Annotated in this window: 22 protein-coding genes and 1 tRNA gene; 14 read left to right on the top strand and 9 right to left on the bottom strand. The window is 69.2% G+C overall.

Annotation, left to right across the window (positions count from 1 at the left end; translation table 11 throughout):
* Positions 1-6: 6 nt before the first annotated feature.
* From ACJMKZ_RS03430 to ACJMKZ_RS03410, 5 genes are read right to left on the bottom strand one after another with little or no spacing between them, the layout of a single operon-like run.
* On the bottom strand, positions 7-2,034 hold the full coding sequence (locus ACJMKZ_RS03430; protein WP_405231799.1) for an acetyl/propionyl/methylcrotonyl-CoA carboxylase subunit alpha: 2,028 nt from the start codon (positions 2,032-2,034) through the stop codon (positions 7-9).
* Positions 2,035-2,050: 16 nt separating this feature from the next.
* Positions 2,051-3,658 (bottom strand): carboxyl transferase domain-containing protein, encoded by a 1,608-nt coding sequence (locus tag ACJMKZ_RS03425; protein WP_405231798.1) that lies wholly within the window; start codon positions 3,656-3,658, stop codon positions 2,051-2,053.
* A gap of 4 nt (positions 3,659-3,662) precedes the next feature.
* Entirely contained in the window at positions 3,663-4,844 is a 1,182-nt protein-coding gene (locus tag ACJMKZ_RS03420; protein ID WP_405231797.1) for an acetyl-CoA C-acyltransferase, read from the bottom strand.
* A 55-nt stretch (positions 4,845-4,899) separates the two neighbouring features.
* The gene (locus ACJMKZ_RS03415; RefSeq protein WP_405231796.1) at positions 4,900-6,057 is read right to left on the bottom strand and encodes an acyl-CoA dehydrogenase family protein; all 1,158 of its coding nucleotides are present in this window, start codon (positions 6,055-6,057) and stop codon (positions 4,900-4,902) included.
* Between the two features lie 20 nt (positions 6,058-6,077).
* Complete coding sequence (locus ACJMKZ_RS03410; RefSeq protein ID WP_405231795.1) at positions 6,078-7,196, bottom strand: Glu/Leu/Phe/Val dehydrogenase dimerization domain-containing protein; 1,119 nt, start codon at positions 7,194-7,196, stop codon at positions 6,078-6,080.
* A 297-nt stretch (positions 7,197-7,493) separates the two neighbouring features.
* Between ACJMKZ_RS03410 and ACJMKZ_RS03405 the strand changes: the two genes are divergently transcribed.
* From ACJMKZ_RS03405 to ACJMKZ_RS03375, 7 genes are read left to right on the top strand one after another with little or no spacing between them, the layout of a single operon-like run.
* Positions 7,494-8,252: a DUF3450 domain-containing protein gene (locus ACJMKZ_RS03405; RefSeq protein WP_405231794.1), complete on the top strand. Its 759-nt coding sequence runs from the start codon at positions 7,494-7,496 to the stop codon at positions 8,250-8,252.
* A complete protein-coding gene (locus ACJMKZ_RS03400; protein ID WP_405231793.1) occupies positions 8,249-9,634 on the top strand; it encodes a MotA/TolQ/ExbB proton channel family protein in 1,386 nt (461 codons plus the stop codon). Before ACJMKZ_RS03405 ends, ACJMKZ_RS03400 begins: the two co-directional genes overlap by 4 nt.
* Positions 9,635-9,646: 12 nt before the next feature.
* Positions 9,647-10,171: a MotA/TolQ/ExbB proton channel family protein gene (locus ACJMKZ_RS03395; RefSeq protein ID WP_405231792.1), complete on the top strand. Its 525-nt coding sequence runs from the start codon at positions 9,647-9,649 to the stop codon at positions 10,169-10,171.
* A 19-nt stretch (positions 10,172-10,190) separates the two neighbouring features.
* Entirely contained in the window at positions 10,191-10,595 is a 405-nt protein-coding gene (locus tag ACJMKZ_RS03390) for an ExbD/TolR family protein (RefSeq protein WP_405231791.1), read from the top strand.
* A 13-nt stretch (positions 10,596-10,608) separates the two neighbouring features.
* Positions 10,609-11,016 carry an ExbD/TolR family protein gene (locus tag ACJMKZ_RS03385; protein WP_405231790.1) on the top strand — a complete coding sequence of 136 codons (408 nt, stop codon included), beginning with the start codon at positions 10,609-10,611 and terminating at the stop codon, positions 11,014-11,016.
* Positions 11,017-11,056: 40 nt separating this feature from the next.
* A complete protein-coding gene (locus tag ACJMKZ_RS03380) occupies positions 11,057-11,686 on the top strand; it encodes an energy transducer TonB (protein WP_405231789.1) in 630 nt (209 codons plus the stop codon).
* Positions 11,683-12,984 carry a tetratricopeptide repeat protein gene (locus ACJMKZ_RS03375; RefSeq protein WP_405231788.1) on the top strand — a complete coding sequence of 434 codons (1,302 nt, stop codon included), beginning with the start codon at positions 11,683-11,685 and terminating at the stop codon, positions 12,982-12,984. Before ACJMKZ_RS03380 ends, ACJMKZ_RS03375 begins: the two co-directional genes overlap by 4 nt.
* Before the next feature lie 21 nt (positions 12,985-13,005).
* Here the strand turns inward: ACJMKZ_RS03375 and ACJMKZ_RS03370 are convergent, their stop codons facing one another.
* Positions 13,006-13,851, bottom strand: a complete 846-nt coding sequence (locus tag ACJMKZ_RS03370) for a lysophospholipid acyltransferase family protein (protein WP_405231787.1) — start codon at positions 13,849-13,851, stop codon at positions 13,006-13,008.
* Positions 13,852-14,059: 208 nt separating this feature from the next.
* Here ACJMKZ_RS03370 and xerD point away from each other — a divergent pair, with 208 nt between their 5' ends.
* The gene (xerD, locus tag ACJMKZ_RS03365) at positions 14,060-14,998 is read left to right on the top strand and encodes a site-specific tyrosine recombinase XerD (RefSeq protein WP_405231786.1); all 939 of its coding nucleotides are present in this window, start codon (positions 14,060-14,062) and stop codon (positions 14,996-14,998) included.
* A gap of 152 nt (positions 14,999-15,150) precedes the next feature.
* Positions 15,151-15,918, top strand: coding sequence for a DsbC family protein (locus ACJMKZ_RS03360; protein WP_405231785.1), 768 nt, complete (start codon positions 15,151-15,153; stop codon positions 15,916-15,918).
* Positions 15,919-15,934: 16 nt separating this feature from the next.
* Here the strand turns inward: ACJMKZ_RS03360 and fdxA are convergent, their stop codons facing one another.
* From fdxA to ACJMKZ_RS03345, 3 genes are all read right to left on the bottom strand, one after another.
* Positions 15,935-16,258 (bottom strand): ferredoxin FdxA, encoded by a 324-nt coding sequence (gene fdxA / locus ACJMKZ_RS03355; RefSeq protein WP_405231784.1) that lies wholly within the window; start codon positions 16,256-16,258, stop codon positions 15,935-15,937.
* Between the two features lie 93 nt (positions 16,259-16,351).
* Positions 16,352-16,885: an NUDIX hydrolase gene (locus tag ACJMKZ_RS03350; protein ID WP_405231783.1), complete on the bottom strand. Its 534-nt coding sequence runs from the start codon at positions 16,883-16,885 to the stop codon at positions 16,352-16,354.
* Positions 16,886-16,961: 76 nt separating this feature from the next.
* A tRNA-Leu gene (locus tag ACJMKZ_RS03345) sits at positions 16,962-17,048 on the bottom strand.
* Between the two features lie 119 nt (positions 17,049-17,167).
* Here ACJMKZ_RS03345 and ACJMKZ_RS03340 point away from each other — a divergent pair.
* The 5 genes from ACJMKZ_RS03340 (at position 17,168) to tgt (ending at position 21,720) form a co-directional block, all read left to right on the top strand.
* Positions 17,168-17,767, top strand: a complete 600-nt coding sequence (locus tag ACJMKZ_RS03340) for an RNA polymerase sigma factor (protein ID WP_405231782.1) — start codon at positions 17,168-17,170, stop codon at positions 17,765-17,767.
* Between the two features lie 2 nt (positions 17,768-17,769).
* Positions 17,770-18,339: a hypothetical protein gene (locus tag ACJMKZ_RS03335; RefSeq protein WP_405231781.1), complete on the top strand. Its 570-nt coding sequence runs from the start codon at positions 17,770-17,772 to the stop codon at positions 18,337-18,339.
* A 98-nt stretch (positions 18,340-18,437) separates the two neighbouring features.
* A complete protein-coding gene (locus ACJMKZ_RS03330) occupies positions 18,438-19,532 on the top strand; it encodes a PDZ domain-containing protein (RefSeq protein WP_405231780.1) in 1,095 nt (364 codons plus the stop codon).
* A 14-nt stretch (positions 19,533-19,546) separates the two neighbouring features.
* The gene (gene queA, locus ACJMKZ_RS03325) at positions 19,547-20,587 is read left to right on the top strand and encodes a tRNA preQ1(34) S-adenosylmethionine ribosyltransferase-isomerase QueA (protein ID WP_405231779.1); all 1,041 of its coding nucleotides are present in this window, start codon (positions 19,547-19,549) and stop codon (positions 20,585-20,587) included.
* Positions 20,584-21,720 carry a tRNA guanosine(34) transglycosylase Tgt gene (gene tgt, locus ACJMKZ_RS03320; protein ID WP_405231778.1) on the top strand — a complete coding sequence of 379 codons (1,137 nt, stop codon included), beginning with the start codon at positions 20,584-20,586 and terminating at the stop codon, positions 21,718-21,720. Before queA ends, tgt begins: the two co-directional genes overlap by 4 nt.

Below are 21,720 nucleotides of genomic sequence, written 5' to 3'. Positions count from 1 at the left end.
CTCCTGTCAGTCGTCTTTGTCGTCGTCGTTGCCGTCGCCGTCGGGTTCGATGTCGACGAGGACCGCCTCGGCCTCCACGAAATCGCCTTCCGCCACGCGCACGCGCTCGACCCGCCCGGCCGTGCCCGCGCGCAGCGTGAACTCCATCTTCATGCCCTCGAGCACGAGCAGCTTGTCGCCTTCGGAAACCCGGTCGTCCTCGGCCACCGCCACCTCCACGACCCGCCCGGGCATGGGTGCGGCCGGGTGGGCGTCGGTCTCGGGCATGGCGGATTCCGTGGCCCACGGGTCGGCGATGTCGAACTCCCGGGTCTCGTCGTCCACCGTGACCTGGACCCGGCGAGCCGTGCAGGCGATCTCCACCGCACGGGATGCGCCGTCGATCTCCGCCACCAGTCCGCGGCAGCCGGTGTCGATCAGCCGCACCCGGTGCCATTCTCCGTCATTGCCGGTCTCCTGCTGCGCATCCCGGATGGCCATGGAGAAGGTCTGCGGGCCGCCGCGGGCCGCGATGCGCCGCTCGCCCGCGGCGGTGTCGAAGGCGATGGTTGTCCCGGTGGCGGGGCGGCCGCGCCAGGCGTCCGCGGCGGCCCAGGGCGAGGCGTCCTCGCGGCTGCCGCGCTGCAGCCGGCGCATGACGGCCGCCGCCGCGGTGAGCAGGACGCCGTCCGGCACCGGCGTCGCGCGCGTCAGGCCGTCGAGTTCCCGGTCCACGTAGGCGGTGTCGCTGCGGCCCGCCACGAACGCCGGCGTGCGGGCCAGGCGGCGCAGGAAGGCGAGGTTGTTGCGCGGGCCGAACAGGACGCAGCCGGCCAGCGCGGACTGCAGGTGCCTCAGAGCGGCGTCGCGGTCCGGCCCGCTGGCGATCAGCTTCGCGACCAGCGGGTCGTAGTAGCGCTCGACGGCATCGCCGGCCTCGTAACCGGTGTCCATGCGCACGAGGGGGTCGCGCCGGGGCCAGTCGAACACCTCGATGCCGCCGGTGGAGGGCAGGAAATCGCGCCCCGGGTCCTCGGCGTAGATGCGTGCCTCGATGGCATGGCCGCGGCTGGCGATCTCGCCCTGGGCGGCCGGCAGCGGCTCGCCGCTCGCCACCCTGAGCTGCCACTCCACCAGGTCGAGCCCGGTGGTCAGCTCGGTCACGGGGTGCTCCACCTGCAGGCGGGTGTTCATCTCCAGGAAGTGGAACTGGCCGCGTTCGTCCAGCATGAATTCGACCGTGCCGGCGTTCACGTAGCCCACGGCGCGCCCGGCGGCCAGCGCGGCGCCGTGCAGCGCGTCGCGCTGATTGCGCGTGAGCCCCGGCGCCGGCGATTCCTCCAGGATCTTCTGCTGACGGCGCTGCATGGAGCACTCGCGCTCGTACAGATGCACCAGATTGCCGTGGCCGTCGCCGAAGATCTGCACCTCCACGTGGCGCGGGCGCTCGATGAACTTCTCCAGGATGATCTCGTCGTCGCCGAAGGCGGCCAGCGCCTCCCGCTTCGCCGCCGTCCAGGCGTCCTCCAGCTGCGCGGGATCGCGCACCACCCGCATGCCCTTGCCGCCGCCGCCGGCGGAGGGCTTCAGCAGCACCGGCAGCCCGAGGCTCTGGGCGCTGCGCCGCAGTTCGTCGACGCTGCCGATGCCCGACACGCCCGGGATCACCGGCACGCCGGCCGCATCCATGATCTCCTTGGCCGCGCGCTTGGAGCCCATGCTGCGGATGGTATCCGTCTCGGGTCCGATGAAGGCCAGGCCGGCGGCGCGCACGGCGGCGGCGAAATCCGCGTTCTCGGCCAGGAAGCCGTAGCCGGGATGGACGGCCTCGGCACCGGCGTCCAGCGCCGCCCGTACGATGCGCTCGCCGTCCAGGTAGGATTCGGCGGCCGGCGCCGGACCGATCGGCAGGCAGGCATCGGCCATGCGCACGTGGCGGGCGCGCCCGTCCGCCCCGGAGTACACGGCCACCGTGGCGATGCCGAGCCGGCGACAGGTCTCGATGATGCGGCAGGCGATCTCGCCGCGGTTGGCGATCAGGATGCGCTGGAACATGGCTCCCCCGGCCCCCCTACATCCGGAAGATGCCGTAGGGTCCCTCGCCCGGATCGGGCGCGCCGGCGGCCACCGCGAGTCCGAGGGCCAGCACCCGGCGGGTGTCCAGCGGATCGATGATGCCGTCGTCCCACAGCCGTGCCGTGGCGTAGTAGGGGTTGCCCTGGTCCTCGTACTGGTGGCGGATCGACTCGCGGAAGGCGGCCTCCTCGTCCTCGGGCCAGTCCTCGCCCCGGGCCTCGGCGCCGTCCCGGCGCACGGTGGCGAGCACGCTGGCTGCCTGGTCGCCGCCCATCACCGAGATGCGGGCGTTGGGCCACATCCACAGGAAGCGGCCGCCGTAGGCCCGGCCGCACATGGCGTAATTGCCCGCGCCGTAGCTGCCGCCGATCACCACGGTCAGCTTCGGCACCGTCGCCGTGGCCACCGCGTTCACCATCTTGGCGCCGTCCTTGGCGATGCCGGCGTTCTCGTACTTGCGTCCGACCATGAAGCCGGTGATGTTTTGCAGGAACACCAGCGGGATGCGCCGGCGGTTGCAGAGCTCGATGAAGTGGGTGGCCTTCAGCGCGGACTCGGAGAACAGGATGCCGTTGTTGGCGATGATGCCCGCGGGATAGCCATGGATGCGGGCGAAGCCGCATACGATGGTCTTGCCGTACAGCGGCTTGAATTCCTGCAGCTCCGAGCCGTCGACGATGCGCCCGATGATCTCGCGCACGTCATAGGGCTGTTTCAGGTCCGTCGGCACCACACCGTAGATGCCGTCGGCGTCCATCAGCGGTTGCGCGGGCACGTGCGGTGGTGACGTGTCGCGCCCCGGCGCCAGCCGCGCGACGCAGTCCCGGGCGATGGCCAGCGCGTGGTTGTCGTCCTCGGCCAGGTAGTCGGTCACGCCGGAGACGCGGCTGTGCACCTCGCCGCCGCCCAGGTCCTCGGCGTCCACGATCTCGCCGGTGGCCGCCTTCACCAGCGGCGGGCCGCCGAGGAAGATGGTGCCCTGGTTGCGCACGATGATGGCCTCGTCGCTCATGGCCGGCACGTAGGCACCGCCGGCGGTGCAGGAACCCATCACGACGGCCAGCTGCGCGATGCCCGCGGCGGAGAGGCTGGCCTGGTTGTAGAAGATGCGGCCGAAGTGGTCGCGGTCCGGGAAGACCTCGTCCTGGCGCGGCAGGAAGGCGCCGCCGGAGTCCACCAGGTAGACGCAGGACAGATGGTTCTCCAGCGCGATCTCCTGGGCCCGGAGGTGTTTCTTCACCGTCATCGGGAAATAGGTGCCGCCCTTCACGGTGGCGTCGTTCGCCACCACCATGACCTCGCGGCCGTGCACCCGGCCGATGCCGGTCACGATGCCGGCACCCGGTGCGGCGCCGTCGTAGAGGCCGTCGGCGGCCAGCGGCGAGAGCTCCAGGAACGGGCTGCCGCGGTCCAGCAGCGCGTCGATGCGCTCGCGGACGAGCAGCTTGCCGCGCTCGGCGTGTTTCGTGCGGGCGCGCTCGCTGCCGCCCCGGGCCGCTGCCGTCAGCTTGTCGCGGAGCTCGTCGACCAGCCCCTGCATGTGACGCGCGTTCTCGGCAACGCGGCCATCCGCGGGATCCAGATGGCTCTTCAGGGCGGGCACGGAGTCAGACCGTCTCGATACCCAGGGCGACGGCTTCTCCGCCGCCGATGCACAGCGAGGCGATGCCGCGCTTCGCGTTGCGGTTGCGCAGTGCGTGCAGCAGCGTGACGACGATGCGGGCGCCGGAGGCGCCGATGGGATGGCCGAGGGCGCAGGCACCACCGTTGACATTGACCTGCTCGTGGGCGATCCCCACGTCGTGCATCGCGGCCATGGTGACGCAGGCGAAGGCCTCGTTCACCTCGTACAGGTCCACGTCGTCCGGCGACCAGCCGAGTTCGTCCTGCAGCGCCCGGATGGCATACACCGGCGACGTGGTGAACCAGGCGGGCTCCTGGGCGTAGCCGCTGTGGCCGGCGATGCGGGCCAGCGGCTCCATGCCGCGGCGTTCCGCCTCGGCGGCGCTCATGAGCAGCAGCGTCGCCGCGCCGTCGGAGATGGAGGACGAGCTGGCCGCGGTCACGGTGCCGTCCTTCGCGAATGCCGGCCGCAGGTTCGGGATCTTCGAGACGTCGGCCCGGCCGGGCTCCTCGTCGGTGTCGACGGTGGTCTCGCCCTTGCGGGTCTTCACGGTGACCGGCGCGATCTCGGCGTCGAAGGCGCCGCTGTCCGCCGCCGCACGCGCCCGCTCCACCGAGGCGATGGCGAAGGCGTCCTGGTCTTCCCGGCTGAAGCCGTACTTCTTCGCCGTCTCCTCGGCGAAGTGGCCCATCATGTTGCCGTCGTAGGGGTTCTGCAGGCCGTCGAAGAACATGTGATCCAGAATCTCCTTGTGGCCCATGCGCAGCCCCGCCCGCGCGCCGGGCATCAGGTACGGCGCGTTGGTCATCGATTCCATGCCGCCGGCCATGACCACCGCGGCGGAACCCGCGCGGATGAGGTCGGCGCCGAGCATCACGGTCTTCATGCCGGAGCCGCAGACCTTGTTCACGGTGGTGCAGCCCACCGACTCCGGCAGGCCGGCGGCGAGCGCCGCCTGGCGTGCGGGCGCCTGGCCGATGCCGGCGGGCAGGACGCATCCCAGCAGCACTTCGCTGATCTCCGCCGGGTCCAGGCCGCAATCGGCCAGGGCGGCGCGGCTGGCCGCCGCGGAGAGCTCGGGGGCGGGCAGCGGGGCGAGGCCGCCCTGGAAGGCGCCCATCGGGGTGCGTCGGGCGGCAACGATGACGATTGGGTCCTGACTCATGGCGATCTCGTTCTCCGTCTTCTGGGGCGGGCGGTCATTGTAGCGCGGGCGGCGCTCAGTCGGCGGCCAGGAGTTCCCGGCCGATCAGCATGCGGCGGATCTCGGTGGTGCCGGCGCCGATCTCGTAGAGCTTGGCGTCGCGCAGCAGCCGCGCCACGGGGTACTCGTTGATGTAGCCGTTGCCGCCGAGGCTCTGGATGGCCTCCAGCGCGACGGTGACCGCCTCCCGGGAGGCGTGCAGCAGGCAGGCGGCGGCGTCCTGGCGGGTCGGCAGCCCCTGGTCGAACTGGGCCGCGGTGCGGTAGGTGAACGCCCGGGAGGTCTGCAGCGCGGTGTACATGTCGGCCAGCTTGCCCTGCATCATGCCGAAGCTGCCGATGGGCCGGCCGAACTGCTTGCGCTCGCGCAGGTAGGGCATCACGGCGTCCAGGCAGGCCTGCATGATGCCGATGGGGCCGCCGGAGAGCACGAGCCGCTCGGAGTCGAGCCCGCGCATCAGGATGTAGACACCCCGGTTCACCTCGCCGAGGACGTTCTCCGCCGGTATGCGGCAGTCCTCGAAGACGAGCTCGCAGGTGTCCGAGCCGCGCATGCCGAGCTTGTCCAGCTTCTGCGCCGTGCGGTAACCCGGCATGTCCTTTTCCACCAGGAAGGCGGTGATGGAGCGCGACCCGTCCTCCTTCGGCGCCGTACGCATGTACGTGAGGATCACGTCGGCGCGCGGGCCGTTGGTGATCCACATCTTCGAGCCGTTGGCGAGCCAGCTGTCGTCGTCCTGCTTCTCGGCATGGCAGCTCATGGAACCGACCACGTCGGAGCCCGCGCCCGGTTCGGACATGGCGAGCGCGCCCAGCATCTCTCCGCTCACGAGACCGGGCACGAAGCGCTCGCGCTGTGCCTCCGTGCCGTTCAGGTACAGGTTGTTGAGGCACAGGTTGGAGTGCGCACCGTAGGACAGCCCCACCGAGGCGGAGGCCCGCGAGATCTCCTCCATGGCCACCACGTGGGCCAGGTAGCCGAGCCCGGTGCCGCCGTCCTCCTCGGGGATGGTGATGCCGTGCAGGCCCAGTTCGCCCAGCTTGGGCCAAAGGTCGGCGGGGAACTCGTTGCTCGCATCGATCTCGGCGGCCCGCGGCGCGATCTCCTCCTCCGCGAAGCGGCGCACGGTCTCGCGCAGCAGGTCGATCTCTTCACTGATGCGGGTGTTGATCATGGGCTCGGCGCGCTCCGGTGTCAGTGCGTGGTGGTCGTGTGATGGGCCCGGCCCGAGAGCCGGTCCTTGAAACGCCGGGTATAGGGCAGCTTGGTGCGGCCGAGGGCGGCGATGCGCTCTTCGGCCATGCGGTCGGCCGCCTGCCAGCTCGGTATCCCGTCGCGCTCGGCGATGTCGAATATCCGGCCGAGGCTATTGTAGATGAGCGAGACCTGACGGTGGGCGCGTTCCTTGTCATAACCCTGCAGTTCGATCGCCACGTTGATGAGGCCGCCCGCGTTGATGGCATAGTCCGGTGCATACAGGATGCCGCGCTCCTCGAGCGCCGTGCCCCAGGCCTCGGATTCCAGCTGGTTGTTGGCGCTGCCGGCGACGACGCTGCACTTCAGGCGCGGCACGGTGTCCTCGTTGATGACGCCGCCGAGCGCGCAGGGCACGAACACGTCCATGTCCAGGTCGTAGACGTTCTGCATGGGCACCGCCTCGGCACCGTACTCGTCCACCATCGACTGAACGCGCTCCTCGTTGATGTCGGTGACCGTCACGCGGGCTCCGCGCTCTCGCAGCATGTGCACGAGATGGCGGCCGACGTGCCCCACCCCCTGCACGCCGAAGCTGAGCCTGCCCAGATCGGCGTGGCCGAACCTGCGCTCGGCGCAGGCCTCGATGCCCTTCAGCGTGCCGAGCGCTGTGAACGGCGAGGGGTCGCCGCTGCCGCCGTGCACCTCGTGCACGCCCACCACCCGGTCGGTCTCCTGGAAGATGTGGTCCATGTCGTCGACGGTGGTGCCGACGTCCTCGGCGGTGATGTAGCGGTTGTACAGCGAGCCGATGAAGCGGCCCAGCATGCGGAACAGGGCCTCGCTCTTGTCCTTCTCGGGGTCGCCGATGACGACGGCCTTGCCGCCGCCCAGGTTCAGTCCCGACACCGCGGCCTTGTAGGTCATGCCCCGCGACAGCCTGAGGACATCGCGCAGCGCCTCTTCCTCATTGGCATAGGGCCACATGCGCAGGCCGCCCAGCGCCGGGCCGAGCACCGTGGAGTGGATCGCGACAATGGCCCTGAGGCCGGTCGGACGATCCTGGAAGAACACGACCTGCTCGTGGCCGCGGTCGCTCATGGTGTCGAACAGTTCCATATCCCCCTCCTGGAAAAACATGGCGACAGCACCCCGCGCGCAGCGCCTCTGCGCGCGCTTCGGGGTTATCGGTCACACGACGATTATAGGCCCCGGCATAATCGGTTGCATCCGTAACGATCTGGCCGGTATTCGTCCGGCGCCGGCGGTTGCGGCGGCGTTGCCGCGCTTTTTTTTGCGCCGGTATTCTGCTAGTTTCCGGCGATCCGCTGGCGCGACAGGGCGCGCCCCGGGACACGTCTAAAAGTCCAAGGAATTCTCATAATGGTTCGATTCCCGCGATTGCGGTCCGTCCGCGTGAGTCGCTTCCCGGCCGGATTGCTGGCCGTCTTCGTGCTGGCGGCGCCGGCCGGCGGCCAGACGACGCTAGGCCAGGTGCTCGGCGAGCAGACCGAGGTCAACCGTTCGGCGCAGCGTTCCCAGGTGCGTATCAGCCAGCTGGCCGATCAGACCTCGGAGCTGCTGGGCGAATACCGCGTGACCACCCAGCAGCTCGACCGGATCCGGATCTACAACGACAACCTGCAGCGGCTGGTCGAGGATCAGGAGGAGGAGAAGGCATCCATCACCCGCCAGCTCGAGGAGTTCGGCGACGTGGAGCAGGGCATCGTGCCGCTGATGCTGGAGATGATCTCGGATCTCCGCGCCTTCATCGAACTGGACATGCCCTTCCAGCTGCGTGAGCGCATGGATCGGGTGACCCGCCTCGAAGACAACATGGAGCGCTCCGACCTCACGGTGTCGGAGAAGTACCGCCAGATCATGGAAGCCTACAAGGAAGAGGCCCGTTTCGGCCGTAACATCGAGGCCTACACGGGCAGCCTGGACATCGACGGCGTCGATACCCGGGTGACGTTCCTCAGGGTCGGGCGCGTCCTGCTCGCCTACCAGACGGCCGACCGGTCACGCACCGGCTTCTGGAACAAGCAGACCCGCCAGTGGGAGGAGCTCGACTCCTCGTACCGGCGCTCGATCACCGAGGGCATCGCCATCGCCAGGAAGCAGGCGGCCCCGCAGTTGCTGACATTGCCGGTCCCGGCCCCGGAGCAGGAATGATGAGCGTATCGATTAGCAGGGCGGCCTGGGCGGCCAGAGCTGCCGGCGTAATGGGCCTGGTCACGGCGATGGCCCTGGGGGCGGGCACGGCGCTCGCCCAGGACGCGCCCCGCGACATGGACGAGCTGCTGCAGACGGTCCGCGAGCAGGGCCAGCGGCTGAGCCAGGAGAACCGGCAGCGGGAGCAGGAGTTCCTGCAGAAGCGCAACCAGCAGCAGGCGCTGCTGGAGAGCGCGAAGCGCGCGCTGGCGGAGGAAGAGCGGCGCAGCGAGCGGCTGAAGACGCAGTTCGACGAGAACGAGCGCCAGCTCGAGGAGCTGAACGAGACGCTGCGCATCCGGGTCGGCGACATGGGCGAGCTGTTCGGCGTCGTGCGCCAGACGGCCGGCGAGGTCAACGGCATGGTGGATACCTCGCTCATCACCGCGGAGTATCCGGACCGGGGCGAGATCGCGACGGAACTCGCCTCCGCCCGCGGCCTGCCCTCCATCGCCGACCTAAAGTCCCTTCAGGTGCTCATCCTGGAGGAGATGGCCGGCTCCGGCGACGTCGACCGGTTCGCGGCCACCATCCGCAACGCGGCGGGGCAGGAGGAGAGCGCCGAGGTCGTGCGGGTGGGACTGTTCAACGTGATCACCGGCGACCGCTTCCTGCAATACGACCCGGCGGCGGACGAGCTGCAGGAGCTGGCCCGGCAGCCGGATGACCGCTTCCGCAGCCTGGCGGAGAACCTCTACACCGCGCGCGAAGGCAACGCCCGCATGGCGGTGGATCCCAGCCGCGGCGCGCTGCTGAGCCTGGTGGTGCAGTCGCCGAGTCTCGGCGAGCGCATCAATCAGGGCGGCACCGTGGGCTACGTCATCATCGCCATCGGCTGCATCGGCCTGCTGATCGCGCTGTGGCGCCTGCTCGCGCTGCTGGTCACCGGCCGCAAGCTCAGCTCGCAGCTGAAACGCGACAGCGCCTCGGAGGGCAACCCGCTCGGCCGCATCCTGAAGGTGTTCGAGGAGAACAAGCACATCGACACCGAGACCCTGGAGCTGAAGCTGGACGAGGCCATCCTCAAGGAGACGCCGCGCCTGGAGCAGGGGCAGGGCTGGATCAAGGTGATCGCGGCGGTGGCGCCGCTGCTCGGCCTGCTCGGTACCGTGGTCGGCATGATCCGCACCTTCCAGGCCATCACGCTGTTCGGCACGGGCGATCCGAAGCTCATGGCCGGCGGTATCTCACAGGCGCTGGTCACCACGGTGCTGGGCCTGGTGGTCGCCATCCCGCTGGTGTTCCTGCACAGCCTGGTCGCTGCGCGCAGCCGCGCCATGGTGGAAGTGCTGGAGGAGCAGAGCGCGGGCATGATCGCGCGCCACTCCGAGAGGGGCGTGTAGCGGGGCGCACCGGTGTATCTGCTCGAGTCCGCATTCATCGCCATCCGCAGCTTCTTCGAAGCCGGCGGCGACGTGCTCTGGGCCATCCTGGCCGTGACCACGCTGATGTGGACGCTGATCATCGAGCGCTTCTGGTTCTTCCGCTGGGTGCTGCCCGGCCTCGAGCGACGGGCCATCGAGGAGTGGGACCAGCGCGAGGACACCACCTCCTGGTTCGCACGGCGCATCCGCGACCAGCTGATCTCGGAGGTCTCGCTCGAGAGTCACCGCTATATCCTGATGATCAAGACGCTGATGGCGATCCTGCCGCTGCTCGGCCTGCTGGGCACCGTGACCGGCATGATTTTGGTGTTCGACGTGATGGCGTTCGCCGGCACCGGTAACGCGCGGTTGATGGCCGGCGGCGTCTCGGCGGCCACCATCCCGACCATGGCCGGTCTGGTGGCGGCGCTGTCCGGTCTGTATCTGGCCACCTATCTCGAACGGCGCGCCGGCAAGGAAGTCCAACGTTTCGAGGAGATGCTGGTCCACCACTGAGGGGGCCGCGGAGCTAGCGATGCGCAGACGGCTGAAACGGCACGACGAGGAGGCGGAGATCAACATCACGCCGATGCTCGACATCGTGTTCATCATGCTGATCTTCTTCATCGTCACGACCTCCTTCGTGAAGGAGTTCGGCGTCGACCTGAACCGTCCCTCCAACGAGCCGCCGAAGGACCAGAAGCTCTCCGAGGTGATCGCCATCCGCATCAGCGACACGGGGCAGATCTCCATCAAGGGCCGGCCCACCGACATCCGCGCCGTGCGGGCCAACATCGAGAGCGGCCTCGCGGTGGATCCGGATGCGGCCGTGGTGATAGCTGCCGACCGCAACGCCGATGCCGGCATCCTGGTGCGGGTCGTCGACCAGGCCCGGGTGGCGGGCGCCAGCAAGGTTTCACTGGCCGCGCTGGCCGACTGACCGGAGAGAGTTCATGGCGCGCAAGCACTCGACGCCGGAGGAAGAGACGGAGATCAACATCACGCCGATGCTCGACATCGTGTTCATCATGCTGATCTTCTTCATCGTGACCACCTCCTTCGTGAAGGAGACGGGCATCGATCCCACCCGGCCCGAGGCGGAGACGGCGGAGGCGCGTCCTCGCGGCAACATCCTGATCGGCGTGGACCAGACGGGCGATATCTGGATGAACAAGCGGGAAGTCGAGCTGAACCAGATCCGCCAGATCGTTGAGAACGCCCTGACCGAGAACCCGGAGAGTTCGGCGGTGATCATCGCCGACCAGGAATCGCCCACGGGCACCTTGATCGACATCATGGATCAGGTGAGACTCGGGGGCGTGGTCGACATCTCGGTGGCGGCCGAGCCGGAGGGCACGTGAGGACGAATGGCACGCAGGCGCGCGGACGGGGAGGCAGGACATGAGGTTCCTGATATCCCTCGGTGCCGGCATCTTGGTGGCGCTCGGCCTGTTCCTGCTGATGCACCAGCTCATCTCGGGCTCGCCCGACATCCACAAGGACGACGACGACCGCCTGTCGCTCAACTTCGTCCGCGTGGAGCAGGACGAGATCGAGAACATCAAGGAGCGCAAGCCGCCGCCGGAACCGGAGAAGCCGAAGGAGCCGCCGCCGCCGCCGAAGCTGAGTCAGCCCTCTCAGGACAAGCCGCGGCCGGATCTGCCGCGCATGGAGACTCCGCGCATCAACATGCCGGCGAGCGCGGGCGGCGGACCGTATCTCGGCCAGTGGAGCGCCGGCGATCCCGGTGCCGAAGGCGACGTCATCCCCATCGTGCGCATCGAGCCCCAGTGGCCGCGGGAGGCCCTCATCGAGGGCATCAGCGGCTGGGTGCTGATCGAGTTCACCATCAACGAGGACGGCACGGTCTCCGACCCGGAGGTGGTGGACGCCGAGCCGCGCCGGATGTTCGAGCGCAATGCGCTGCGCGCCATCTTCAAGTGGAAGTTCAAGCCGCGCATCGTAGACGGCCAGCCGGTGAAGCGGAGGGCCACCCAGCGGATCGACTTCAACATCGACGAGGCGACATGAGCGGTCGGGCCCTCTCCTGCGCGGGCATCGTGCGTGGCGCCATGGGCGCCATGGCCGCGCTGCTCGTGCTGGCAACCGGACCGGCCCTGGCCCAGGGCAAGGTCTGCCTCGACACCACCGCCGTGGATCGCGACGACCCGGGCAGCACCATGGGCGAGCTGGCCTACAAGCGGCTGTCCAAGATCCACGAGCTGATGGGCGAGGACCGTTACGACGAGGCCCTCAACGAGATCGGCAAGATGGAGAACATGCGCCTGAACGACTACGAGAAGGCGCTGATGTGGCAGACCTACGGCTTCATCTATTCCGCGCGCGGCGATTTCGGCAAGGCCATCGATTACTTCGAGCGCAGCCTGGCCGAGGATGCCCTCAGCACCCAGGCCCAGCAGGGCATGCTCTACTCGCTGGCCGGCCTGTACCAGTCCGAGGGGCGCTACGAGGATGCCATCGAGACCATGCGCACCTGGTTCCGCTACGCCGAGGAGCCCGACGCTTCGGCCTACATCCTGGTGGCCGGCAGTTTCGCCGAACTCGAGCGTTACCGTGAGGCGCTGCCCTGTGTGCAGCTCGCCATCGAGAAGGCCGAGAAGCCGAAGGAGTCCTGGTATCAGCTGGAACTGGCCATCCACATGGAGGAAGAGGCCTTTCGGGCGGCCGTCGATGTACTGCGCACGATGGTCCGGCTCTGGCCGGACAAGCGTCGCTACTGGGAAACCCTGTCCGGCGTGTACCTGGAGCTGAAGGAGGACCAGCTGGCGCTGGCCACCATGATGGCCGCCTACAACCGCGGCCTGATTACCGAGGGCGCCAAGATCCTCAACCTGGTGCGCCTTAACCTGTACCTGGACAGTCCCTACGTCGCCGGCCGGATACTCGCCCGCGGCATCGAGGAGGGTGCGGTCGAGCGCGACGCCGACAACCTGAACCTGCTGCGCTCGGCGTGGACCTCGGCGAAGGAATACGACCGCGCCGTCGCGGTGATCGACCAGCTCGGTCAGCTCACCGGCGATCCCAAGTACTACATGGACAAGGCGAGTATCCTGAACGAGCAGGCACGCTGGGAGGACGTTATCGCGGCGGCCCGCCAGGCGCTGGACGCGGGCACGGAGACGCCCGCCCGGGCCTGGCTGCTGATGGGCATGGCCTACACCGAGCTCGATCGCCTCGGAGAGGCGCTGCAGGCGTTCGACAAGGTGCGTGAGACCGGCGACGCCAAGGAGCGCCAGAACGCCGCCGCCTGGATCGCCTTCGTGCGCGACCGCCAGGCCGTGGAGGCCGCGCGGATCGCCTCCGGCTGAAGCCGTCCGACCGGGGCCCGTTCACAGACGCCGGATCCCGGCCGGTCCGCGGGCCTCCGTCCCGGCGTCTGCCGGGGCTTCGGTCCCGGCTCTCGTCTCGTCCCGTCCGTCCTCCCGCGGGACCGGCGTCTCCGCCGGCGGATGCAGATCGGGCTCGTCCAGATGCGCCAGGATCCGCCTCCGTGAGAGGGTGGCGAGAGATGCGGGCGTCTGGCCGGCGGTGTCGATCGGCTCCAGCAGGGTGACGCGCAGGCGTTGCGGCCGGGGCAGCAGCCTGCTCGACGGCAGCGCATGGCGGGAGCCGTGGATCACGGCCGGCACCAGCGGCGCCTGCGCCTTGACCGCGACGGCGAAGGCGCCGCCGCGGAAACGGCGCAGCCCGGGCTCCGCGTGGAAGGTGCCCTCCGGGAAGAAGGCCAGCGACTCGCCGACGTGAGCGCGGCGCAGGATGGTGCGGGCATCCCGTGCGCTGCGGCCGTGATGGAAACGCTCGACGAACTGGGCGCCGATGCGCCGCAGCAGGTAGTGCGCCAGCGGTACCCGCTGCATCTCGCTCTTGATGACGAAGGCGAAACGCGGTGGCAGCGCGGCGCAGAGGATGATGCCGTCCAGGTAGCTCGCGTGGTTGGCCACCACCACGCAGGGCCGTCCCGGCAGGTGCCGGCGGTTATCGATGCCGGGGCCCATGCCGGTGGCCAGGAAGAGCAGGCGGGCGCCGTTGCGCGCGGCCGCCCGGCGCCGGCCCAGGCCGGGCAGGACGGTGACCAGCAGCAGCGTGACCGGAACACAGACGAGGAACACGGCAGCGAACCACAGGCCGTACAGCGCATGCCACGCCTCGCGGGCGAGTCGGATCAGTCTGGTCATTTTCCCTCAGCGTAGCGGGTTCGCATCGAAGAGTGTGAACCCGGTCACGTTATGTTAATGCTTTGGGGAATCTGTGACAGCGGTCACGCCCCCCCTGAGGCCGGGCGGACATACTCGCTCTCCGATCCGCCAGTGGCCATTGTAATTGGCCGTCACAGGGCCAGCGCAGTTGGCCGCAACCAGCGAGCAGCGACCGAAGATACGCAAGATGAGCTATAGCCCAGCGCGCAAACAGACCGAGGAGGCAGCCGTCAGTGCGGCCTCCGAGGCCATGATCGACAAGTTCCTCGACGCCATCTGGATGGAGCGGGGCCTGTCGAAGAATACGCTGGGCGCGTATCGCGCCGACCTCATGGCGCTGGCACGCTTCGTCGCCGACGACGGCACCGAGATCGTGCGGGCCGGCAAGCCGGAATTGCTGGCCTTCATCGCCTGGCGGGTGGAGCAGGGCGCCAAACCCCGTTCCACGGCGCGCCAGCTGTCCAGTTTCCGCCGCTTCTTCCGCTATCTCTGCCGCGAAGGCGTGATCGCGGACGATCCGACCGCGGACATCGAGATGCCGCGTATCGGCCGTTCGCTGCCGAAGTCGCTCACCGAGGAGGAGGTGGAGGCGCTGCTGGGCGCGCCGAATACGGAGGAGCCCCTCGGCCACCGTGACCGGGCGATGCTGGAGCTGCTCTATGCCACGGGCCTGCGGGTCTCGGAGCTGATCAATCTCAAGCAGAATCAGGTCAACCTGAACCAGGGCGTCCTGCGCATCGTCGGCAAGGGCGACCGCGAGCGGCTGATCCCGCTCGGCGATGAGTCCCAGCGCTGGCTGCGGGACTTCATGGAGGGTCCCCGGGTCGAGATCCTGCTGGAGCGCCAGACCGACTACATGTTTCCCACCCGCCGGGGCGACCGCATGACCCGGCAGGCCTTCTGGCACATTATCAAGCGCTACGCCCAGAAAGCCGGCGTGAAGAAGAAGCTCTCCCCCCATACACTGCGCCATGCCTTCGCCACCCACCTGCTGAACAACGGTGCGGACCTGCGCGTGGTGCAGCTGCTGCTCGGTCACAGCGACCTGTCCACCACGCAGATCTACACCCACGTGGCGCGGGAACGGCTGAAGGACCTGCACGGGGCGCATCACCCCCGGGGCTGATTCGGCCCGGCTGCCGGATCCCGGCGCACCCTCTGCTACAATGCGCGCCGCCCGGCCGGGGCGGGAACGATGGGCGGACCGGCTTGTCCCATTCCTCATGTTCCCGGCCTGCCCCAGGCGCGGCCGGTCAACCGTCAATCAGAGGACTCTCTATGCGTAGTGTCATCGGATCGCTGTTGCCGATTCTCTCAGCCGGCGTCTTACTGAGCGTGTCGCTTGCCGCCGGGCTGGCTCCCGCCGCGGCCCTGGCGGATACGGACGAAGACCTCGCGCGCGTGCGTGCGCAGATCACCGAGCGCTTCCCGCAGCTCGATCCGGAGAGCATCAACGAGGGTCCGATCCCGGGTTTCTTCGAGATCCGGCAGGGCGTGCTGGTGGCCTACGTCACGACGGACGGCCGCTACCTGTTCCAGGGCGACCTCATCGACCTGGAGACCCGCACCAACCTGACCGAGTCGGCCATGAACGGCGAGCGCCGGCGCGCGATGGATGCGCTGGCGGACGAGGATGCCATCGTGTTCGCGCCGGCCGATCCGAAGCACACGGTCAGCATCTTCACGGACATCGACTGCGGCTTCTGCCGCAAGCTGCACCGCGAGATCGACGAGTACAACGATGCGGGCATCGCGGTCCGCTATCTCCTGTATCCGCGCAGCGGCCCCGGGCAGGCGTCATGGCAGAAGGCGGAGAGCGTCTGGTGCGCCGACGACCGCAACACGGCGCTCACGCGCGCCAAGAACGACCAGCCGGTCCAGTCTCGCGAGTGCGATGCGTCAATGGTGCAGCGCCACTATGACCTCGGCCGCGACATCGGCCTGCGGGGCACGCCGGCCATCGTGACCGAGACCGGCGAACTGGTGAGCGGTTACCTGCCGCCAGCGCAGCTGCTGGAGCGGCTGGAGGGTGACGGCGAGGAGTGACGGGCGGGAGCGCGGCTCAGCGCTCCAGGTGCTCCAGCTTGTCCGGGACGCCTTCCCATTCCTTCGCGTCCTCGGGCGGATCCTTCGCTTCGGTGATCACCGGCCACTCGCGGCTCAGTTCCGCATTCAGCTCCAGGAATTTCTCCTGGCCCGCCGGCAACTCGTCCTCGGAGTAGATGGCCTCCACCGGGCACTCCGGTTCGCACAGCGTGCAGTCGATGCATTCCTCGGGGTCGATGACCAGGAAGTTCGGGCCTTCGTGGAAACAATCCACCGGGCAGACCTCGACACAGTCCGTGTATTTGCACTTGATGCAGCTCTCGGTGACGACGAAGGTCATTGTTACCTCGTTTCCTCTGTTCGCTCTTGAACCGTGACCCGCCGGAGCGGAGGCGGGATTATGCCATAGAGTCTGCGGCGCGCTCAGAGCCCGTCAGAGCCGGATCCGGGGCGCTTTGTGGCTGTGCACACCCCGGTCCCTGCCGGCATCCTCGAAGTAGCGCTCGAGGGCGAAGCGGACGCTGGGGAAGGATATCTCGTCCCAGGGGATGTCGGCCTCCGCGAACAGGGCCACCTCCTGGCTCTCGTCGCCGACGCCGAATCCGCCCAGCAGCCGGGCGGTGTAGAAGACGTGTACCTGGCCCGCCTGCACTACGTCGACGGTGGCGAACAGGCGCCCGATCTCCACCTCGGCCAGCGCCTCTTCCCGGGTCTCCCGCGCCGCGCCTTCCTCCATCGTCTCGCCCAGTTCCATGAAGCCGGCGGGCACTGTCCAGTAGCCGAGCCGGGGCTCGATGGCCCGGCGGCAGAGCAGCACCTCGTCGCCCCGCGCCGGCACGCAGCCGACCACGATCCGCGGGTTCTGGTAGTGCACGTAGTCGCATTCGCTGCAGACCCAGCGCTCGCGGTTGTCGCCGGCGGGTATGGTCTTCGAGACGAGGCTGCCGCAGTTGGAACAATATTTCATACGGGAGAGTACGGGAGATGCCGCGAGGCGGGCGTGTCGCCGGCTGGCGGGCCGTCCGCGCCGCGGGTTGTGCTTGTGGTGCCGGGAGTGGGACTCGAACCCACACGGGTGTTACCCCACTGAATTTTGAGTCCAGCGCGTCTACCAGTTCCGCCATCCCGGCAGGAGGGCGCTAGTATAGGTTGCGGTCGCTGACCAGGCCACCTTGCGACGAATTTTCCGGCCCTGGTTGCGACCCGCATTGCGACGATTCTCTTCCCTCGCGCATCAAGAGCTGTCGACATGTCGGGATTTGCAGGCATCAGCGTGGATGAAGTGGTCATCCGCCGCGCTCGTCGCGGGGAGGCCGGTGCCCACGAGTCCCTGTACCGGGCGCTGGCGCCGGCCGTGTACACGCTGGCCCTGCGGCTGGTGAAGACGCCGGCCGCCGCGGAGGACATGCTGCAGGAGACCTTCATCGAGGTGATGCGCAGCCTGCCCGGTTACCGGGGCGACGCCTCGCTGGCCACGTGGGTGCGCCGCATCGCCGTGAACAAGTGCCTGATGCACCTGCGCTCGGCGTGGAACCGGCGCGCCGGCGAATTCGGCGACGGCGACGAGCCGGTGGACGGCGGTGCGCCGGTGGCTGAGTCGGTGGGCCTGCGCATGGATCTGGAGGCGGCACTGGCCAGTCTTCCGGCGGAGAGCCGGGTGGTGGTCTGGCTGCACGACGTCGAGGGCTACACCCACCGGGAGATCGCGATGGTGATGCAGAAGACCGAGAGCTATTCCAAATCTCAGCTGTCCCGCGCCCATCGGCGGCTGCGCGATCTGCTGGATGGCGGTGCCGGCGAACCCGGCGATGCGACGAGCCGGGTGACCGGGGTGCTGCCGGGAGGTTGAAGATGTACGAAGAGAACGGCATGGAAAGGGACGGCGACCTGGCGGAGGCGCTGCGGCGGCTGTCGCAGCATGCGCCGCCCCGCGGCGCATGGCGGGAGATTCGCGGCCGGGCCGAACGCGAGGGGCTCGTCGGGCCGCCGCGGCGGCGGCGCGTGCGGCGCGACCTGGAGTGGCTGGCTGCCGGCGCGGTGGCCGCGACGGTGGTTTTCGCGCTGCTGGACCTGCCGCTGTTCGGGACGTCGCCCGGCGAGGATCCGGTTCCGGTCGACGAGGCCGGTTTCGCCGCCACACCGGCCGAGAACGACGCCAGTCTGGGCAGCCTGATGGCCCGTTCCCGCCTGCTGGAGGAGGCGCTGCGTGCGGCCCCCGAGACCCCGCGCGTGATGCGCGCGAGCACCGCGAGCACGATCGCGACGCTGGAGGACCGCATCGCCATGATCGACCAGCAGCTGAGTTTCCCGGAGCGCCCGCTGAGCGAGGCCGAGGCCAGGGCGCTCTGGCGCGAGCGGGTGCAGCTGATGGATTCACTGGTGCAGCTGCGTTATGCGCAGGCACGCAGGGTTGTGCTTTAGAGCGGGCGCAGTCGCGGCAGGCGGAGCGGCAGGCTGGACAACTGCGAACAATTGGAAATCGACGGGTAATCGATTGGGAACTGACCGGGAGTGACACGATGAAGACGACGACAGCGGGCCTGGGCATGCTGGTGCTGGCGTTCGGCCTGGCGGCGACGGCGGCAGCGCAGGAGAGCGCGTGGGAGGTGGAGCGGGACGAGGCCGCCGAGCGGCGCATCATCGTCCGTGACGAACGGCGGACCGCCGACGAGGCCCGCAGTGCGGCGGAGACAGAACGGTTGCGTGCGGCCGAGGAACGCCTGGCCGCAGCCGAGGAGCGCCTGGCCGAGGCGGCCCGGGAGATCGCCGAGATCACCTCCGGCGTCGTACCCGGCGCGGTGGAGTATGCCCGCGGCGTCATCGCCTCGGCCCGCCGGCCCGTGCTCGGCGTCAGCATCGGCGGGGGTGCCGGCGAAGGCGACGGCCCCGTCGAGGGCGTCGAGGTGCTTGGCGTCTCGCCCGGTAGCGCGGCCGCGGAGGCCGGCATCCGGGCCGGCGACGTGCTGACCGCGATCGACGGCGAGTCCCTCGCCGCCGAAAGCCCCTCCGCCGCCAACCGCCGTCTGCTGGAGGCCCTGGCCGAACGCGAACCCGGCGACACCATCGACATCGAGCTGCGCAGGGGGGACGGCCAGGAACTCACGCTGGGTGTAAAGACCCGGGACAAAGAGGCCCAGGCATTCACCTTCTTCGGCGACGGCGGGAACTTCGACTTCGACTTCCGCACCGACGCGCCCATGGTCTGGTTCGGTCCTGCCCGTCCCTGGGGCGACATGGAACTGGTGGAACTCTCGCCCGACCTCGGCCGCTATTTCGGCACCGACAGCGGCCTGCTGGTGGTGAGGGCGCCGTCGGACCCCGCGCTGAAGCTCGAGGACGGCGACGTCATCCGCCGGATCGGTGGCCGTGAGCCCGGCTCCGTTTCCCACGCGATTCGGATACTCCGCTCCTACGAGGAGGGCGAGGAACTCGAACTGGAGATCATGCGCGAGAAGCGTACCCGCAATCTGTCGGTGCAGATACCGGCGAGCCAGGGCGGGCTCGCACCGCTGCCCCGCCTGCCGTCGCTGCCCGGCATCCGCCCGCCCGCGGCGGCACCGCAGCGGGCTCCGGCACCGCCTCCGGAAGCGGATTTCGGCCTGCCGGAGGTCTGATACCATGCGCCGCCATGCGCGCGCAGGACTACAGTTACGAGCTGCCCGATGAGCTGATCGCCCACGAGCCGGCCCGGCCCCGGAGTGCCAGCCGCCTGCTGGTGCTGCAGGGCGACGGCTCGCTCGCCGACTCCGCGGTTACCGAACTGCCCGGACTGCTCGCGCCGGGCGACCTGCTGGTCTTCAACGACACGCGAGTGATCCCGGCGCGCATCCACGGCCGCAAGGAGACCGGCGGCCGCGTCGAGCTCCTGCTGGAGCGGGCGCTGACGGAACGGGACGCGCTGTGTCACCTGCGGGCCAGCAAGTCGCCGAGGGCGGGTACATCGCTCGCGCTCGAGGGCGGCGCCACGGCGACGGTGACCGGACGGGAGGGCGACCTCTTTCGGGTCGCCTTCGACCTGCCGGTGCTCGACCACCTCGAGCGCCACGGCCACGTGCCGCTGCCGCCCTATATCCGCCGCCCCGATACCGCCGGCGACCGGGACGACTACCAGACGGTCTTCGCGCGTGAGCCCGGCGCCGTGGCGGCGCCGACGGCGGGCCTGCATTTCGACGAGGCCCTGCTCGGTACGCTGGAGGCCGCGGGCGTGGAGCGGGCCTTCGTGACGCTGCACGTCGGCGCGGGCACCTTCCAGCCACTGCGGGAGGAGAACATCGCCACCGGCCGGCTGCATGCCGAGCGGGTGCACGTCAACGAAGCGCTCTGCGCCGCAGTGAGCCGCACCCGCGAGCGCGGCGGTCGGGTGGTGGCCGTGGGCACCACGGCCGTGCGCAGTCTGGAGACCGCCGCGGCCGGCGACGGCCTCGCGCCCTGCCGCCGGGAGACCGAGCTGTTCATCATGCCCGGCTACCGGTTCCGGGTGGTCGATGCCATCATCACCAACTTCCATCTGCCGGAGTCGTCGCTGCTGATGCTCGTGAGTGCCTTCGCCGGTCGGGACAACGTGCTCGCCGCCTACCGCCACGCCGTGGAGAGCCGCTACCGCTTTTACAGCTACGGCGACGCCATGCTCGTCTGGCCGGCGCCGGACGCGCTCGAGCCGCGCCCGTGAACTTCGAACTGCTGATCCGGGAGGGCGCCGCGCGGCGCGGGCGTCTCACCTTCCGCCGCGGGACGGTGGAGACACCCGCCTTCATGCCGGTCGGCACCTACGGCACGGTGAAGGCGATGACCCCGGAGGAGGTCGCCGGCACCGGCGCCGAGATCATACTCGGCAATACTTTCCATCTCATGCTGAGGCCCGGGCCGGAGGTGGTCCGCGCACACGGCGGACTGCACGAGTTCATGAACTGGACCGGCCCCATCCTCACCGACTCCGGCGGCTACCAGGTATTCAGCCTCGCGGCGCTGCGCAAGGTCAGCGAGGAGGGCGTCACCTTCCGCTCGCCGGTCAACGGCGACGAGATCTTCCTCGGGCCGGAAGGCGCCATGGCCATGCAGCAGACCCTGAACTCGGACATCGCCATGATCTTCGACGAGTGCACGCCCTATCCGGCCAGCGAGCACGCGGCGCGGGAGTCGATGGAACTCTCGCTGCGCTGGGCCGCGCGCAGCCGCCGCGCCTTCGACGAGTTGCGCGAGCGCGAGCCGGGGCGCGGCGAGGCCGTGTTCGGCATCGTCCAGGGCGGCATGTACCCCGCGTTGCGGGAGGCCTCGCTGGCGGGACTGGTGGGGACCGGCTTCGACGGCTACGCGATCGGCGGGCTGTCGGTGGGCGAGAGCGAGGAGGAGCGGCTGGCCGTGCTGGACGCCATCGCCCACCGCATGCCGACGGACCGGCCCCGTTACCTGATGGGCGTGGGCACGCCGACCGATATCGTCAAGGCGGTGGCCCGCGGCGTGGACATGTTCGACTGCGTAATCCCGACCCGTCACGGGCGCAACGGCTATCTGTTCACCTCGGCCGGCACGCTGAAGATACGCAATGCCCGCTACGCCGGGGACCTCGGCGCGCTGGACCCGGAGTGCGACTGTTATACCTGCACCCATTACAGCCGGGCCTATCTCCGCCACCTGGACAAGTGCAATGAGATGCTGGGTCCCCGGCTGGCGACGCTGCACAACCTGCATTTCTACCAGCGGCTGATGAGCGATATCCGCGCGGCGCTCGAGGCCGGTACCTTCGGGGCGTTCGCCACGGAGTTCCTGGCGCGGCACGGGACAAAGGAGCCGCGTGTTGTGTAA

The sequence above is a fragment of the Lentisalinibacter salinarum genome (genome assembly GCF_040706555.1).
GTDB classification, from domain to species: domain Bacteria; phylum Pseudomonadota; class Gammaproteobacteria; order Steroidobacterales; family Woeseiaceae; genus Lentisalinibacter; species Lentisalinibacter salinarum.
The sequence above is the reverse complement of the archived record's forward strand: the minus strand, read 5'-3'. Positions and strand labels throughout refer to the sequence as shown.